The sequence below is a fragment of the Stutzerimonas frequens genome (genome assembly GCF_024448335.1).
Classification (GTDB): Bacteria; Pseudomonadota; Gammaproteobacteria; order Pseudomonadales; family Pseudomonadaceae; genus Stutzerimonas; species Stutzerimonas frequens.
Map to the genome: position 1 here is coordinate 1 of NZ_JAMOHM010000006.1, position 13,833 is coordinate 13,833.

Below are 13,833 nucleotides of genomic sequence, written 5' to 3' on the forward strand. Positions count from 1 at the left end.
AATCAAGAAAGGGCCTGCAGCGATGCAGGCCCTTTTTTATTTCCGTGTCCCCTATCGTCCGCCCGTTACGCAACCGTGCTCGTCGAAGCTGACTGTGCGCAGCTGGCCGCCGCTGTCGCGGAAGCGCAGGCGTGTCTTGCCGTTGTTGCTGGTGACGCTTTCCGGACTGCCCAGCGCGCTTTCCACGTCACTACGCGTCATGCCTGCGCGGATCTGCTTGCTGATGATTGCGCTGCGCCGCTCGCTTCCTGTCACCCGGTTGCCGCAACCATCTTCCTTCTGCGCAACGATCTCCAATCCTTCCGCCTCCCTACGAGTAGCGCGTTTCCTGGGAACTGCCATGGGCACGGCCTTGCCGGAGCTCGGTGTCGGGCTCACAGCCTTTTGCCGATGCTGACGCTGGTCTTCTGGGCACCCCTGCTGACTGAAGGTCACGTGTCCGGACTGGTCGGTGCAGCGGTACACCATTGCCGAAAAAGCCGGATTTGCCAGCAGAAGCAGGCCCGTACAAATAAACAGTGCTTTCATTTCGTCCTCCTTGACTAAGCAACTGTACTGCAGGCTACTCAATAAAAAGCGCCCTTGGCATCTGTGTCTCCTTGTCTCGTGAAGACGTCGACAGAACGTCGGCTTTGTCGAGTTAGGCGAGCCGTTCATGCGCGTCGCATGCGGATCGCCTGGAATGGCTGTAGTTGAGCGCATCGGCTGCGCCGTCGCGATGTTATGATTGCTGCATCTGCCCTCAGGGTTTGTGGAACAACCTTCCCGTATGGACTTACCCAGTAGTCGCTCACGTTTCCCGATTGCCAATCAGCTATTGATTGAATGATTTCCCCTGGCGCGCTCTCGGCCGGGGGTGGAGTGCGCCATGACAGAAGTAGAAGCAAAAAAGCCTCAAGAAACCCTGCAGGATCGCCTGGCGCAGGTGGTCGAGCTGCTGCAGCGTCATCGGCTTGGTGAAGACGGTGGGGTTCGTCAGGATGGTCAGCCGGCAGTTCTGAGTGAGGATTATGACCAAGGGCTGATTCTTGCCGAGCTGCAGCGCAAGCTCGATGAGCTGCACCCTGCCGACGTCGCCCACATTCTCGAAGCCTTGCCGCTCGAAGAGCGACTGACTGTCTGGCAGCTGGTCAAGGCCGAGCGTGATGGCGACATTCTGCTCGAGGTTTCCGACGCGGTCCGTGAAACGCTGATCGCAGACATGGACGACCACGAGTTGCTTGCTGCGGCCAAGGAAATGGACGCAGATGAGCTGGCGGATCTAGCGCCCGAACTGCCGCGCGATGTCGTTCATGAACTGATGGAAAGCCTCGACGCGCAGCAGCGTGAGCGAGTGCGTTCGGCCCTGTCTTACGAGGAGGATCAGGTCGGTGCGTTGATGGACTTCGAGATGGTCACCATTCGCGAAGACGTCAGTCTGGAGGTTGTGCTTCGCTACCTGCGTCGCCTGAAGGAACTCCCCGGTCATACCGACAAACTGTTCGTGGTCGACTACGACGGCGTGCTCAAGGGTGTTCTGCCGATCAAGCGCCTGCTGGTGAACGATCCAGACAAACAGGTCGCCGAAGTGATGGCAAGTGATCCGGTCACCTTTCATCCGGACGAGGACGCCTATGACGCGGCACAGGCATTCGAGCGCTATGACCTGGTCTCCACGCCGGTTGTCGATAAGGGCGGCAAGCTGATCGGCCGACTGACTATCGACGAGATGGTCGACCTCATTCGTGAGGAGAGTGAAAGCGAAGTGCTCAACATGGCCGGTCTGCGCGAGGAGGAGGATATCTTCGCCTCGGTCTGGAAATCGGTACGCAACCGGTGGGCCTGGCTGGCGGTGAACCTGGTAACGGCGTTCGTCGCCTCGCGAGTGATCGGCCTGTTTGACGGCTCCATCGAGAAGCTGGTTGCGCTGGCGGCGCTGATGCCAATTGTCGCAGGCATCGGCGGCAACTCCGGCAACCAGACGATCACCATGATCGTTCGCGCCATGGCGCTGGATCAGGTGGGTACCGGCAACACTGCGCGGCTGCTGCGCAAGGAAGTTGGAGTCGGGCTGGTCAACGGGCTTGTCTGGGGTGGCGTCATCGGTGCGGTGGCTTGGTGGCTATACGGTAGCTGGTCTCTGGGGGTCGTGATGACCGCCGCAATGACGCTGAATCTGCTGCTGGCCGCCTTGATGGGGGTGCTGATTCCGATGACTCTTGCGCGTCTCGGGCGTGATCCGGCAATGGGGGCAAGCGTGATGATCACAGCCATGACCGATAGTGGCGGGTTCTTCATTTTTCTCGGATTGGCGACGATTTTTCTGCTGTAGCGCGACTTTTCGCGTCTTGTAGGGGTTTGCCTTGTTTCTCTGTTTCGGGCTAAGGTTCGGCCGTTTCGCGTGTCGCGAAACCTGTCCGAACCAACGCAGCGAATAACAAGCAGCTCGAGCTGCTGACAAGGGAACTCCCGATGACCCCCAGCCAACTTCTGCTCGAAGGCGTCGAACTCATGCTATTCGGCATCGGTTTCGTCTTTGCTTTCCTCGTTCTGTTGATCCTCTGCATTCGCCTGATGTCCTACCTCACCGGTCGCTTCGTAAGCGCCCCGGAGCCTCAGCTAGCGGCTGCGCCAGTCACCATCGCGGATGCGGATACGCTCGCGGCGATCAAGGCCGCCATTCATCAACACCGCGCGCGCCGCGGTTGACTCTGGAAAGGGAGTTCCTTCCATGACCATTGCTAAACAGCCACTCGGCATCACCGACGTGGTGCTGCGTGATGCGCACCAGTCCATTCTCGCCACGCGCGTCCGCCTGGAAGACATGCTGCCGATCGCAGCCAAGCTCGACCAGGTCGGGTTCTGGTCGGTTGAGAGCTGGGGAGGCGCTACGTTCGACGCCTGTATTCGCTACCTGGGCGAAGACCCCTGGGAGCGTATTCGTGAGCTGAAGAAGGCGATGCCCAATACGCGTCAGCAGATGCTGCTGCGCGGGCAAAACCTGTTGGGCTATCGTCACTATGCCGACGATGTAGTGGAAAAGTTCGTCGAGCGCGCAGCGGTCAACGGCGTGGACGTGTTCCGTGTATTCGATGCGATGAATGATCCGCGTAATCTGGAAACGGCTCTGCGCGCGGTGAAGCAGCAAGGCAAGCATGCTCAGGGCACAATTTCCTATACCACCAGCCCGGTGCATACGCTGGACATGTGGGTCGATCTGGCTAAGCAGATCGAGGACATGGGTGCCGACTCTGTAGCAATCAAGGACATGGCCGGCATCCTGACGCCCTATATGGCGTTCGAGCTGGTCTCGCGCCTTAAGGCCAGCCTGGCAATCCCCGTCCATATGCAGTGCCATGCCACTGCCGGCCTGTCGTCCGTCGCCATTCTCAAAGCCGTGGAGGCAGGTATCGACAATGTCGACACCGCAATCTCCTCCCTGTCGATGACCTATGGCCACTCCCCGACGGAGTCGGTGGTCGCCATGTTCCAGGGCACCGAGCGTGATACCGGGCTCGACCTGGAACTGCTGGAGGAAATTGCCGCTTACTTCCGTGAGGTGCGCAAGAAGTATGCGAAGTTCGAGGGTAACCTCAAGGGCGTCGACTCGCGCATCCTGGTCGCTCAGGTGCCGGGCGGGATGCTCACCAACATGGAAAGCCAGCTCAAGGAGCAGGGCGCTCAGGACAAGTTCGACCAAGTGCTGGCCGAGATTCCGCGTGTGCGCGAAGACCTTGGCTTCATTCCGCTGGTGACGCCAACTTCGCAGATCGTTGGCACCCAGGCGGTGATCAATGTACTGACCGGTGAGCGCTACAAGTCGATCACCAAGGAAACCGCCGGTGTGCTAAAGGGCGAGTACGGTGCGGCGCCGGCGCCATTCAACGCCGAGTTGCAGGCGCGTGTGCTTGACGGTGCCGAGGTCATAACCTGCCGTCCTGCAGATCTACTGCAGCCGGAGATGGAGCGGCTGGCAGCCGAACTCGAGGGGCTGGCTCGCGAGAAGAACATCAAGCTGGCTGAGGATGCCATCGACGACGTCCTGACCTACGCATTATTTCCACAGATTGGCCTGAAGTTCCTCGAGAATCGCGGCAACCCCGCGGCGTTCGAGCCGGCACCCACCGGCAGCGAACCGCCGGTGCGCGAGCCGGGCAAGCCGGAGGTTTACACCGTCGAGGTCAACGGCAAGTCGTTCGTTGTGCAGGTCAACGACGGTGGTGACATCGAAGGCATCAAGCCGCTCGGTGCTGATCCTGCTACCGGCGCTGCCAGTGCCAACTCGACCGCGGCCGTTCCGGCTGGTGGAGAGCCGCAGCCGGCACCGCTGGCCGGTAACATATTCAAGGTGCTGGTGCAGCCTGGGCAGCTCGTCCAGGAGGGTGACCTGGTGGTGATTCTCGAAGCCATGAAAATGGAAACCGAGATCCGAGCGTTCAAGGCCGGCACTGTTGCTTCGGTCAACGTCAAGGTTGGCGACGCGGTTTCGGTCGGCGACAGCTTGCTGAGCATCGCTTAAGGGGAGTTGCATGGATAAGTTGCTCAAGCTGTGGCAAGGGACCGGTCTCTATCACCTGGAGCCCGGGCAGGCATTGATGATTCTCGTCTGTCTGGGGCTGATCTACCTGGCCATCCGCAAAGGCTTCGAACCGCTGCTGCTGATTCCGATCGGTTTCGGCGGCATCCTGGCGAACATTCCGGTGGCCAACATGGGGGAGGGTGCCGGCATCCTTCACCTGTTCTATGAAGTCGGCCTGCCGACCAGCGTGTTCCCGCTGCTGATCTTCATGGGTGTCGGAGCGATGACCGATTTCGGTCCGATGCTCGCCAACCCGAAGACGCTGTTGCTTGGGGCTGCGGCGCAGTTCGGCATCTTCGCTACGCTGCTCGGTGCGTTGGCGCTTACCGCCGCCGGTATTCCGGGTATGGAGTTCACCTTGCGTGAGGCCGCTTCCATCGCGATCATCGGCGGCGCAGATGGCCCCACCTCGATTTTCGTGACGTCCAAATTAGCGCCTGAGTTACTCGGCCCTATTGCCGTCGCGGCTTACTCCTACATGGCGCTGGTACCGCTGATACAGCCGCCGATCATGCGCGCCATGACGACGAAGGAAGAGCGCGCCATTGTCATGACGCAGCTACGACATGTGAGTCAGGTCGAGAAGATCGTCTTTCCGCTGGTTCTGTGTTTGCTGGTGGGCCTCTTGCTGCCTGATGCAGCGCCGTTGGTCGGCATGTTTGCATTCGGCAATCTGCTGCGTGAGTGCGGTGTCGTTGACCGTCTGGCTGACACGTCGCGCAATGCTCTGATCAACATCGTCACCATCGCGCTGGGTCTTACCGTGGGTTCCAAGCTGTCCTCGGAGGCGTTCTTGCAGCTGAAAACGCTCGGTATATTGGTGCTGGGAATGGTGGCCTTCTGCGGCGGCACTGCCGCAGGGATCTTCATGGCAAAAGTGATGAACCGTTTCAGTGAGAACAAGATCAATCCCCTGATTGGTTCGGCAGGCGTATCCGCGGTTCCGATGGCTGCACGTGTATCCAACAAGGTGGGGCTGGAAGCTAATCCACAGAACTTCCTGCTGATGCACGCCATGGGCCCGAACGTGGCTGGGGTTATCGGCTCAGCCGTGGCTGCCGGCGTTTTGCTCAACTTTGTTGGCTAGCTGACCCCTAGGTAGGTTGTTCATCCGCGGTGGCTGTGGAGGCTTGGTAGCGCGGTCTCCGCAAGTCTTCTAGGCGGCGGATGAACAACCGTAAATCCGACCGCTGCTCCTGGCAGCGGATTCTTTGCGGTGCCTTGGGGGGCGAACAAGTCTCGGGCTCAAGAGCGACCGTCAGCAGAGCTCTGCCGGGAAGACCTTTCGCCGTCTTCTTCGCCGCTTGGGTTTTTCCGTCTCCGGGAGGGCCCTGTCTCTCGCGCACCAATGACTTGGCCGAACACTTCATCCTGGCGCTGCCTGCGCAGAAGGGCTTGCCTAGCTGCGCTCGGTAGTTCGGATCATCATGCTACGTACCAGCTTGGCTGTGTCCTACGATTGCCGTCGGCTATAAGTCAGTCTCGGGCGTAGTGACCTTTTGCCGAGGATCAAGCTTGAAAAATGGTGTGCTGGGCTGGCTGCTTCATGCATCAGCAGGGGGCGATGCATCGCAGTTGCTGGAGTAGTAGAGAAGAGTTCAGGGAGTGGTAGGCGTGGGGGCAGTGTGCGTCGTGTCTGGCGACGTCATGGTGCGTCAGTGAATACCTAGCATCAGGCAGGGCCTGAAGCCCTGCCTGATGCCCGTCAGACTTCTTCCTTGGCCAGCTCAGTGTCCTGAGCGATCAACGCGATAAGGGCGTTTTGCTGGCGGTGAGCGAGCTGCCTGAATCGCTGTAGGAGCTCCCGCTCATGCAGCGATAGCTCTGGACTGTCCAGGCGCATGCTGAGGTCTTCATCGAGCGCACCTTCCTGTAGCAGGCTCTGCTCTAGCCTCGCGATTATCTCGGAATTCATGCTGCGATGATGATTGCGCGCCACTTCAGCGATGCGTTCGCGCATACCGTCGGGAAGTCGTACGACGAATTTGTCAGCCGTGCGGCTGGAATAAACTGCCTGTTTCATAGGGCGCATAATTAACCGGTTAGTCAGGTGGGCGTGCTGGCGTATTGCCGGGGTAGTCACCGGTCTGACAACCACCAGTACCTTGCTGTTCCGTCTGCCGGTAAAAATTATGGAGACGGCTTCATGGCGCCAATTGTACGACGAGCCGGGGATTAGTAAAGACCTTGTGCTGTCAAAGTGCCTTTACTGTGATGCAGTGCCTCATTGGTGCTGCGGTTAGCGTAATACCGGGTCGAATTTGACTCTGCGGCCGATGATCGCGGTGATGAGAAAGAGCACACCGAAGACGCCTAGGCCGGCTTTCAGCGTCGTGCTCGAGATAGCCGTGCTTTCTGGAAACAGGTATGCGCCGCAGGCACAGGCAATCGTTAGCACCAGGCAAGTCAGTGCGGATTTAGACATGAAAGTCCCCCTTCTCTTTTTTGCGGAACCTAGCTGGCTTTTACCAATCACTAGAAGACCCAGCGTTGCGGTTGCGCAGGGATGGCTGTTTCCGTGGCGCTGAGCGTCGTTGCCTGTGCGCTGGGGATGGTGCCGGAGTACTGCAGAGACAGCCGAGATGTCGGCTCGTAGGTCACCTGTGGAAGCTCGGCTGGTGGGAGTTGCAAGGCGGTCAGAGCTGCGAATGCGAATCCTGCACCAAGAAGAAAGGCCGGCTTGATCATGAGCGTTATCCTTCGCGTCACGTTGAGTGTGCCTTACTCTTTGCAGCTGTCATGCCAAAGTTTAATGACAAAAAAGTATTTAAAAATCAATAAGTTAAGTGTGTTGCTATGCTGGTCTGGATTGCGCTTTGCACGGGGCGCAGTTGAGGTCCATGCAAAATGCAATGCACGGTTCCCTGGAGCTGGTGCCGATGGTTTGTCGAGTATGGGCACGCACTGCGTGGGGCATGACAAAAGGCCCTGGTGTCGCTAAGATGCCGCCCGCGTGATCCGGTCCCAGTAGCTCAATTGGATAGAGCATCCCCCTCCTAAGGGGAAGGTTGTGAGTTCGAACCTCGCCTGGGACGCCATAGCGCCCTGTTCGCCGGTAGGGTGTGAGGGCAGCGAGCTCCTGCCATATGAAGGGCGGCGTTAGCCGAATGGGGTAGCGGCGTTATCGCGGCGAGCGTCGCGCTGCAGTTGGTAGACGAGACGTTCTATCTGGCGCTGTGTCTGCCCGCTGAGGCGATGAAAGCGAAAGCCGCACAACGATATGTCCCGCTTCTCATCGATTACGAGATGGCGAAGCTCGACATCGCTCTGGATCTGTCCGATGGGCAGCTTGGCTGCCAGTTCGTATACCTGGCCAGTCTGTAGGTTGCCCTGGTGGTTGCCCTTGATGCTGAGCTTGCACCCTGTGGCTGAAATATCGAGTAGTTGCCCTTCCAGCGCCGTGCGCACCGAAGCGCCGCCAAGCTGCGCGGCCACCGCGGTTTCGTTGAGCTGTGCGCGATATGCATTGCGCCGCTGGTGGTAGGTCAGTTCTGCCGGGGTTGGGATCCAGTAGCAGCGAGCACCGTCAATTTCGCCTAGATGAACCTCTCGGTCGCTCGTCCAAGAGATTCTGGCGCCTTCGTAGAAGCCTTCGATGTTGATCGGCTCGCCCTGAAGCAGTAGGCGCTCGCCGTCATTGGGGATCAGCTCATCCAGTGCGATCCATCCGGTTTCCCGGTTCATCTGCACCAGAAAGCTCTGATAGCGCTGATTGCGCTCATGGAACCTAAGGGTCAGCGCGATGTTGTTATCGAGAAGCGGACGCAGGTTGGCATAAATCTCCAGCGGCGCGGTCAGCAGCTTGGGAGGTTGTGGACCGTCTTCGTCCAGAAATAGGCTAGACACGGTCCTGTGCTCTCCGGTGCGTTGTGCTCACCATCGTGTTGCGTCCTTACTTGTTGCTCTTGTTCGTTCAGGCCTGGCTCAGTGGCCGCTGTTGCTTGTTTTTCGCTGCGCTTCCGCGATTGTCGTAGAGGCTGGGAGTGTCGTCCTTGCCTTGCAGGATCTTCAGCATTTCACCCAGCGTGCTCTGATTGGCTCGTATCAGGCGGCCGTTACGCTCGTTCGCAGAGCGACAGCGTTCGAGTTCGGTTTCGAGAAGCTTGGCCTTTTCGATCAGGGCTTCGCCTTGCTCGATCCGACTCGCCGCGATTTCCAGGCCTGCTCTGTCGGGGCTCAGTCGCTGATCGACAAGCCATTGGCTGCGTTGAGCACTGTGCTGGCCAAGCAAGGCGAGCAGGGGCTGCTTCTTGCTCAGTGTGGCTTCCAGTTCGACCAGGTTGCGATCACCCAGGGCTGCAAACTCCTGATCAATAAGCTCAAGGAGTTGGCGGGCTATGCCGATATCGTCGGTCAGTTGCTCAAGCACTGCAGCGTCATGCATGTCGGAACTCGGGGCGGATTCGTATGAAAAATGGGCCCGGACTTAGCGTTGCGTTTCGAACGCCAGGAGCTTGGCTGCCACGCGTGCACTGTCGACCTGGTAGGAGCCATCGGCAATCGCTTGCCTGAGTTTGGCCACACGCTCCTGATCGACCGCAGGCTGATCGTTCAATTTGTCGGCCGCTTGCTGCAGGCGCTGAGCTTCGGGGCTCAGTTGCACGGTATCACCGGCAGTGTTGGTGCCAGCGGTTTTGCTTGCCTCGCCGGTCGTCTCCTGTTGCGGAGCGGCCGCGCGCTCGTTGCTTTGCACACTGTTACGCCCGGTAGGGGCATTCAGTGGGCTGTTGGGTCGATTGAAGTCGATGACCATGATGCAAACCTCGAAGGAATCAGGACGCTTGCCATGTGTTCGGCAACAATGGACAGAACTTTAGCGTTTTTTTCTTTGGGGCACACGGAAAAGCTACCTGCTGCGGCCTCATCTACATCGCAACTTCGACCTGACCGGGTGCGACTACCCGAGCCTTTACCGTGCGGCCGGAACGGCGGTTCTTTACCGGAATCTGTTTGCCCGGAACACCGTCAGCCATGGCTTCACCGGGCATGCGCACGCTGATCGTGCCGGATCTCGCCGTGATGACGACATGATCGCCCTTGCGCACGGCCTTCGCCAGCTCAATCTGGTTGGGTGCGATCACCTGGTCGGGCTGCACCGGCCGAGTTAGCTTGGTGCCCAGCACTTCATCGAACCGGGTCAGATAGCCCTGGCTAAGGTTCGAGACGTCTCGCTCCGCGATGCTGACGTCGCTTTCGCTCAGTACCGTATCCCGCAGCAGTGATTTGCTGGCCACGATGACATGCCGATACAGTCTCACCTGTGCCGGGACGAAAACCGACCATGGGCTGCTGCCCTGGCAGCTTACCCGTACGGTGACGCGGCCGATGGGGGCGCTCGTACTGGTCAGGCTTGCTGTCAGTGGCTGATCGCACTGGTTTAGTCGCAGGCGTGGATCGAGTCGGCTTACCTTGACCTCATGGCGCGCCTGGATGTCAGTCCGGCTTAAATAGTCGACCACTGAACCCTCAAGAAACTGTTCAGTCACGTCGATAAGCTGTTTGGAATGTGACATGGTTGACGCATGGGCAAGCTGCCCGATCGCGCACAGCGCAACGAGCACCGCTGCGCTTTTTCGCAGTCTCTGGCTATCGCGCCGGAAAATGGTCATATGGACGTTCATATCCCAACCGAAGCAAGGGGCGTGCCGTCACCTTAAGGTCGCCAGCCCCGATAATCTGCACGCAGAGAGGAAGACTGGCATGGCCGGTGTATTGGATTCGGTTAACCAGCGTACCCAGTTGGTGGGTCAGAATCGCCTTGAGTTGCTGCTGTTTCGCCTTGAGGGCGAGCAGTTGTATGGGATCAACGTGTTCAAGGTCCGAGAGGTGCTGCAGTGTCCTCGGTTGACCATCATGCCCAAGTGTGGGCGGGTGGTGCGCGGCGTGGCGAGCATTCGCGGCAGTACCTTGCCGATACTCGATCTGTCTCTCGCTACCGGCAAATCCGCGCTGATGGACGTGCAAAATTCCTTTGCGGTGATTACCGAGTACAACAACCGCACGCTCGGGTTTCTGGTGCGTTCGGTCGAGCGAATCGTCAACCTGAACTGGGAGGCCATCTTGCCTCCACCCAAGGGCGCGGGGCGAAACCACTATCTGACAGCCGTTACGCACATCGACAACAAACTGGTCGAAATCATCGACGTGGAAAAGGTGCTGGCCGAGGTGGCGCCGACCTCCGAGGAGATTTCGCCTAATGTCGTGGATGAGGATACCCGGAATAAGGCGCTCTCCTGCCGCGTTCTGATCGTCGATGACTCGTCGGTGGCGCGCAAGCAGATCACGCGATGCCTGGAGAACCTTGGGGTCGAAGTCATCAAGTTGAACGACGGGCGCGAGGCTCTCAACTACCTGAAGCGGATGGCGGATGAGGGCAAGAACCCAGCTGAAGAATTCCTGATGATGATTTCCGATATTGAAATGCCGGAAATGGATGGCTATACCCTGACTACCGAGGTGCGGCACGATCCGCGCATGCATGGTATGCATATACTGCTGCATACTTCGCTTTCCGGTGTGTTCAACCAGAACATGGTGAAGCGGGCGGGCGCGGATGATTTTCTCGCCAAGTTCCAGCCTGACGATCTTGCAGCCCGGGTGGCTGATCGGATCAGGCAGGCGGATGCAAACTGAGGCTCGGTCCTCTACATGATGGTGAGGCTTTATTGGTGTCAGTCGATCTGGATTTCGAGCAGTTCCGGGTATTCCTTGAAAAGACGTGCGGCATCCTGCTGGGCAGCAACAAGCAGTATTTGGTGTCCAGTCGCCTGAACAAGCTGATGGAGCAGCAGGGCATCAAGACGCTTGGTGACCTGGTCAGGAAGATTCAGGCGCAGCCGCGCAGCGGGCTGCGCGAGTTGGTGGTCGATGCGATGACGACCAACGAAACGCTGTGGTTCCGCGATACCTATCCGTTCGAAGTGCTCAAGGCGCGGGTTTTGCCCGAAATGTTGAAAGGCGCGTCCGGCCAGCGGCTGCGAATCTGGTCCGCCGCATGCTCCTCGGGGCAGGAGCCATATTCGCTGTCCATGGCCATCGACGAGTATGAGCGCGGCAACCCGAGCCAGCCAAAAACTGGGGTGCAGATCGTTGCGACCGAACTGTCCGGTGCCATGCTTGCTGCCTGTAAGGCTGCCGAATACGACAGTCTTGCAATTGCCCGCGGCCTATCGAGCGAACGTCTGCAGCGATATTTCGATGTCAAGGCGCCGGGCCGTTGGGCGGTGAAGCCTGCGATCCGCTCGCGCGTCGAATTTCGCGTCCAGAACCTGCTCGACAGCTACGTGGCTCTAGGTAAGTTCGACATCGTTTTTTGCCGTAACGTCTTGATCTACTTCTCCGCGGATGTGAAGAAGGACATCCTCAAGCGTATTCATGCCACGTTACGCCCTGGAGGCTATCTCTTCCTCGGTGCATCCGAGGCCCTCAATGGTCTTCCGGAGCTGTACCAGATGGTGCAGTGCAGTCCGGGCATCATCTACAAGGCCAAGTGATCGCTCCAGAGAGCGGCAGAAAACTGTCGCGTCTCTGCTCCAAGCGCGGCAAAAAGGCGGTAAGCCCTTGCCGCTTTTGACGCCGAAGGCTCTGCTTCCTCCCTTTATATCCTTGTAAATCAAGCTCTTGATGCGTCTGGCACGACACTTGCTGCTGTGTGCGCAAGCAGACTGTACCCGACAGAGGGCAGATCAATGAGCATAAGTTTCGACAAGGCATTGGGCATTCACGAGAAGGCGTTGGGCTTTCGCTCACAGCGTGCCGAGGTGCTGGCCAACAATATCGCTAACGCTGATACCCCCAATTACAAAGCCCGTGATCTCGACTTCGGTAGCGTGCTTGCCGAACAGGCGGCGCGTAGTCAGGGCAGCTTCGGCGTTACCCGAACCAGCGAAAAGCACATCGCCGCCGAAGGTGTGGAGATCGCTGATGCCTCGTTGCGCTTTCGTACGCCGGCACATCCCTCGCTCGACCAGAACACCGTCGATCTGCAGATCGAGCAATCCAACTATGCGAAGAATGCCGTGGATTTCCAGGCAAGCTTCACCCTGCTCAATAGCAAATTCAAAGGGCTGATGAATGCCCTGCGCGGCGAATAAAGGAGTGCTTCATGTCTCTTAGCAGCGTTTTCAACATTGCCGGTAGCGGGATGAGTGCACAGAGCACTCGCCTGAACACCATTTCCAGCAACATCGCCAACGCCGAGACCGTTTCGTCAAGCGTCGATCAGACTTACCGGGCACGCCATCCGGTATTCGCCACTGTCTTGCAGCAGGCCAACGGCCAGCCCGACCAGTCGCTGTTCGCCGGCCAGGACCAGGCCGGGGTTGGCGTTCAAGTGCTGGGCGTGGTCGAGGACCAGAGCGAGTTGCAGGCCCGCTACGAGCCCAATCATCCAGCCGCCGACGAAAGCGGGTATGTTTATTACCCGAACGTCAATGTGGTGGAAGAGATGGCTGACATGATTTCGGCCAGTCGCGCCTTCCAGACCAATGCCGAACTGATGAACACGGCCAAGACCATGTTGCAGAAAGTGCTGACGCTGGGTCAGTGATAGTTACGAGAGCGCACTATGAGCACTACGAACGGCGTCGGTGGTACCGGCTCGATACTGGATCAGTACCAGTTCGGTGAAAACCGCGAAGCCAAAGGCAACGAGCTTGGCAAGAACGAGTTCCTTGAGTTGTTGGTCGCCCAGATGAACAACCAGAACCCGTTGGAGCCTCAGGAAAACGGCGAATTCATTGGTCAGCTAGCGCAGTTCAGCACCGTGGAAGGCGTCGAGAAGCTCAACTCGAGCATGCAGACAATCCTGTCTGGCTACCAGTCGTCTCAGGCGCTGCAGGCCTCGTCGCTGGTAGGCCGAAAAGTCATCGTGCCGAGCGACAAGGCTGTGGTCGATACCAGCGAGACTTTCAAGGCCAGCCTGGTGTTGCCGACCTCCAGCAGCAACGTTTTCGTGAACATCTATGACAGCACCGGTGCTTCGGTCGGGCGCGTGAACATGGGTCAGCAGGAGGCTGGCAACGTGTCCTTCATGTGGGACGGCAAGGACTCCAGCGGCAATGTCTTGCCGCCCGGTACCTATCGCTTCGAGGCGCAGGCTACCTATCAAGGCGAAACCAAAGGGCTTTACACCTTGCTGCCGGCGAACGTCGACAGCGTGACGCTTGGGCAGAACGGCGGGGAGCTGATGCTCAACCTTGCCGGTATCGGCAGCATCGGCCTCTCCCAGGTCCAGATCATCGGACAATAACCGCCGGCACCTCGGCAAAGGAGCG

Annotated in this window: 17 protein-coding genes and 1 tRNA gene; 10 read left to right on the plus strand and 8 right to left on the minus strand. The window is 58.7% G+C overall.

The genetic code is table 11. The features are described 5' to 3' along the window. Nucleotides 1–51 precede the first annotated feature (51 nt). The gene (locus NAO55_RS10055) at nt 52–528 is read right to left on the minus strand and encodes a DUF4124 domain-containing protein (protein WP_102840762.1); all 477 of its coding nucleotides are present in this window, start codon (nt 526–528) and stop codon (nt 52–54) included. Nucleotides 529–868: 340 nt separating this feature from the next. Between NAO55_RS10055 and mgtE the strand changes: the two genes are divergently transcribed. The 4 genes from mgtE (at nt 869) to NAO55_RS10075 (ending at nt 5,645) form a co-directional block, all read left to right on the plus strand. Beyond that, the gene (mgtE, locus tag NAO55_RS10060) at nt 869–2,311 is read left to right on the plus strand and encodes a magnesium transporter (RefSeq protein WP_063541350.1); all 1,443 of its coding nucleotides are present in this window, start codon (nt 869–871) and stop codon (nt 2,309–2,311) included. A gap of 140 nt (nt 2,312–2,451) precedes the next feature. Continuing rightward, nucleotides 2,452–2,688: an OadG family protein gene (locus tag NAO55_RS10065; RefSeq protein WP_102840763.1), complete on the plus strand. Its 237-nt coding sequence runs from the start codon at nt 2,452–2,454 to the stop codon at nt 2,686–2,688. Nucleotides 2,689–2,710: 22 nt separating this feature from the next. After that, a complete protein-coding gene (gene oadA, locus NAO55_RS10070) occupies nt 2,711–4,498 on the plus strand; it encodes a sodium-extruding oxaloacetate decarboxylase subunit alpha (protein WP_063541352.1) in 1,788 nt (595 codons plus the stop codon). A 10-nt stretch (nt 4,499–4,508) separates the two neighbouring features. After that, nucleotides 4,509–5,645: a sodium ion-translocating decarboxylase subunit beta gene (locus NAO55_RS10075; protein ID WP_102840764.1), complete on the plus strand. Its 1,137-nt coding sequence runs from the start codon at nt 4,509–4,511 to the stop codon at nt 5,643–5,645. A 618-nt stretch (nt 5,646–6,263) separates the two neighbouring features. On the opposite strand, the gene NAO55_RS10080 is transcribed toward NAO55_RS10075, so the two are convergent. From NAO55_RS10080 to NAO55_RS10090, 3 genes are all read right to left on the minus strand, one after another. After that, nucleotides 6,264–6,590: an Arc family DNA-binding protein gene (locus NAO55_RS10080; protein WP_102840952.1), complete on the minus strand. Its 327-nt coding sequence runs from the start codon at nt 6,588–6,590 to the stop codon at nt 6,264–6,266. Nucleotides 6,591–6,797: 207 nt separating this feature from the next. Next, nucleotides 6,798–6,983, minus strand: coding sequence for a PA3371 family protein (locus NAO55_RS10085; RefSeq protein ID WP_102840765.1), 186 nt, complete (start codon nt 6,981–6,983; stop codon nt 6,798–6,800). 50 nt (nt 6,984–7,033) lie between these two features. Continuing rightward, a complete protein-coding gene (locus tag NAO55_RS10090; RefSeq protein WP_102840766.1) occupies nt 7,034–7,246 on the minus strand; it encodes a hypothetical protein in 213 nt (70 codons plus the stop codon). A gap of 273 nt (nt 7,247–7,519) precedes the next feature. On the opposite strand from NAO55_RS10090, the gene NAO55_RS10095 reads away from it, so the two are divergent. Next, nucleotides 7,520–7,596, plus strand: a tRNA-Arg gene (locus tag NAO55_RS10095). Between the two features lie 61 nt (nt 7,597–7,657). Here the strand turns inward: NAO55_RS10095 and NAO55_RS10100 are convergent. The 4 genes from NAO55_RS10100 to flgA form a co-directional block, all read right to left on the minus strand. Continuing rightward, nucleotides 7,658–8,404: a flagellar brake protein gene (locus NAO55_RS10100; RefSeq protein WP_102840767.1), complete on the minus strand. Its 747-nt coding sequence runs from the start codon at nt 8,402–8,404 to the stop codon at nt 7,658–7,660. A gap of 67 nt (nt 8,405–8,471) precedes the next feature. Further along, on the minus strand, nt 8,472–8,942 hold the full coding sequence (locus tag NAO55_RS10105; protein ID WP_102840768.1) for a flagella synthesis protein FlgN: 471 nt from the start codon (nt 8,940–8,942) through the stop codon (nt 8,472–8,474). A 42-nt stretch (nt 8,943–8,984) separates the two neighbouring features. Next, nucleotides 8,985–9,311 (minus strand): flagellar biosynthesis anti-sigma factor FlgM, encoded by a 327-nt coding sequence (gene flgM / locus NAO55_RS10110; RefSeq protein WP_102840769.1) that lies wholly within the window; start codon nt 9,309–9,311, stop codon nt 8,985–8,987. A gap of 112 nt (nt 9,312–9,423) precedes the next feature. Next, nucleotides 9,424–10,167, minus strand: a complete 744-nt coding sequence (flgA, locus tag NAO55_RS10115) for a flagellar basal body P-ring formation chaperone FlgA (protein WP_063541359.1) — start codon at nt 10,165–10,167, stop codon at nt 9,424–9,426. A 91-nt stretch (nt 10,168–10,258) separates the two neighbouring features. Here flgA and NAO55_RS10120 point away from each other — a divergent pair, with 91 nt between their 5' ends. The 5 genes from NAO55_RS10120 (at nt 10,259) to flgD (ending at nt 13,808) form a co-directional block, all read left to right on the plus strand. Then, the gene (locus tag NAO55_RS10120; protein WP_102840770.1) at nt 10,259–11,191 is read left to right on the plus strand and encodes a chemotaxis protein CheV; all 933 of its coding nucleotides are present in this window, start codon (nt 10,259–10,261) and stop codon (nt 11,189–11,191) included. Nucleotides 11,192–11,223: 32 nt separating this feature from the next. Then, the gene (cheR, locus tag NAO55_RS10125; protein WP_102840771.1) at nt 11,224–12,051 is read left to right on the plus strand and encodes a protein-glutamate O-methyltransferase CheR; all 828 of its coding nucleotides are present in this window, start codon (nt 11,224–11,226) and stop codon (nt 12,049–12,051) included. Nucleotides 12,052–12,246: 195 nt separating this feature from the next. Beyond that, the gene (gene flgB, locus NAO55_RS10130; RefSeq protein ID WP_102840772.1) at nt 12,247–12,651 is read left to right on the plus strand and encodes a flagellar basal body rod protein FlgB; all 405 of its coding nucleotides are present in this window, start codon (nt 12,247–12,249) and stop codon (nt 12,649–12,651) included. Nucleotides 12,652–12,662: 11 nt separating this feature from the next. Then, a complete protein-coding gene (gene flgC / locus NAO55_RS10135; protein ID WP_063541363.1) occupies nt 12,663–13,106 on the plus strand; it encodes a flagellar basal body rod protein FlgC in 444 nt (147 codons plus the stop codon). Between the two features lie 18 nt (nt 13,107–13,124). Further along, nucleotides 13,125–13,808, plus strand: a complete 684-nt coding sequence (gene flgD, locus NAO55_RS10140) for a flagellar hook assembly protein FlgD (protein ID WP_063541364.1) — start codon at nt 13,125–13,127, stop codon at nt 13,806–13,808. Nucleotides 13,809–13,833 lie beyond the last annotated feature (25 nt).

Bases quoted from the DNA above. Each gene is read 5' to 3' on its own strand.
- NAO55_RS10055 (WP_102840762.1), bottom strand. From the start codon at position 528: ATGAAAGCACTGTTTATTTGTACGGGCCTGCTTCTGCTGGCAAATCCG.
- mgtE (WP_063541350.1), top strand. From the start codon at position 869: ATGACAGAAGTAGAAGCAAAAAAGCCTCAAGAAACCCTGCAGGATCGC.
- NAO55_RS10065 (WP_102840763.1), top strand. From the start codon at position 2,452: ATGACCCCCAGCCAACTTCTGCTCGAAGGCGTCGAACTCATGCTATTC.
- oadA (WP_063541352.1), top strand. From the start codon at position 2,711: ATGACCATTGCTAAACAGCCACTCGGCATCACCGACGTGGTGCTGCGT.
- NAO55_RS10075 (WP_102840764.1), top strand. From the start codon at position 4,509: ATGGATAAGTTGCTCAAGCTGTGGCAAGGGACCGGTCTCTATCACCTG.
- NAO55_RS10080 (WP_102840952.1), bottom strand. From the start codon at position 6,590: ATGCGCCCTATGAAACAGGCAGTTTATTCCAGCCGCACGGCTGACAAA.
- NAO55_RS10085 (WP_102840765.1), bottom strand. From the start codon at position 6,983: ATGTCTAAATCCGCACTGACTTGCCTGGTGCTAACGATTGCCTGTGCC.
- NAO55_RS10090 (WP_102840766.1), bottom strand. From the start codon at position 7,246: ATGATCAAGCCGGCCTTTCTTCTTGGTGCAGGATTCGCATTCGCAGCT.
- NAO55_RS10105 (WP_102840768.1), bottom strand. From the start codon at position 8,942: ATGCATGACGCTGCAGTGCTTGAGCAACTGACCGACGATATCGGCATA.
- flgM (WP_102840769.1), bottom strand. From the start codon at position 9,311: ATGGTCATCGACTTCAATCGACCCAACAGCCCACTGAATGCCCCTACC.
- flgA (WP_063541359.1), bottom strand. From the start codon at position 10,167: ATGACCATTTTCCGGCGCGATAGCCAGAGACTGCGAAAAAGCGCAGCG.
- NAO55_RS10120 (WP_102840770.1), top strand. From the start codon at position 10,259: ATGGCCGGTGTATTGGATTCGGTTAACCAGCGTACCCAGTTGGTGGGT.
- flgB (WP_102840772.1), top strand. From the start codon at position 12,247: ATGAGCATAAGTTTCGACAAGGCATTGGGCATTCACGAGAAGGCGTTG.
- flgC (WP_063541363.1), top strand. From the start codon at position 12,663: ATGTCTCTTAGCAGCGTTTTCAACATTGCCGGTAGCGGGATGAGTGCA.
- flgD (WP_063541364.1), top strand. From the start codon at position 13,125: ATGAGCACTACGAACGGCGTCGGTGGTACCGGCTCGATACTGGATCAG.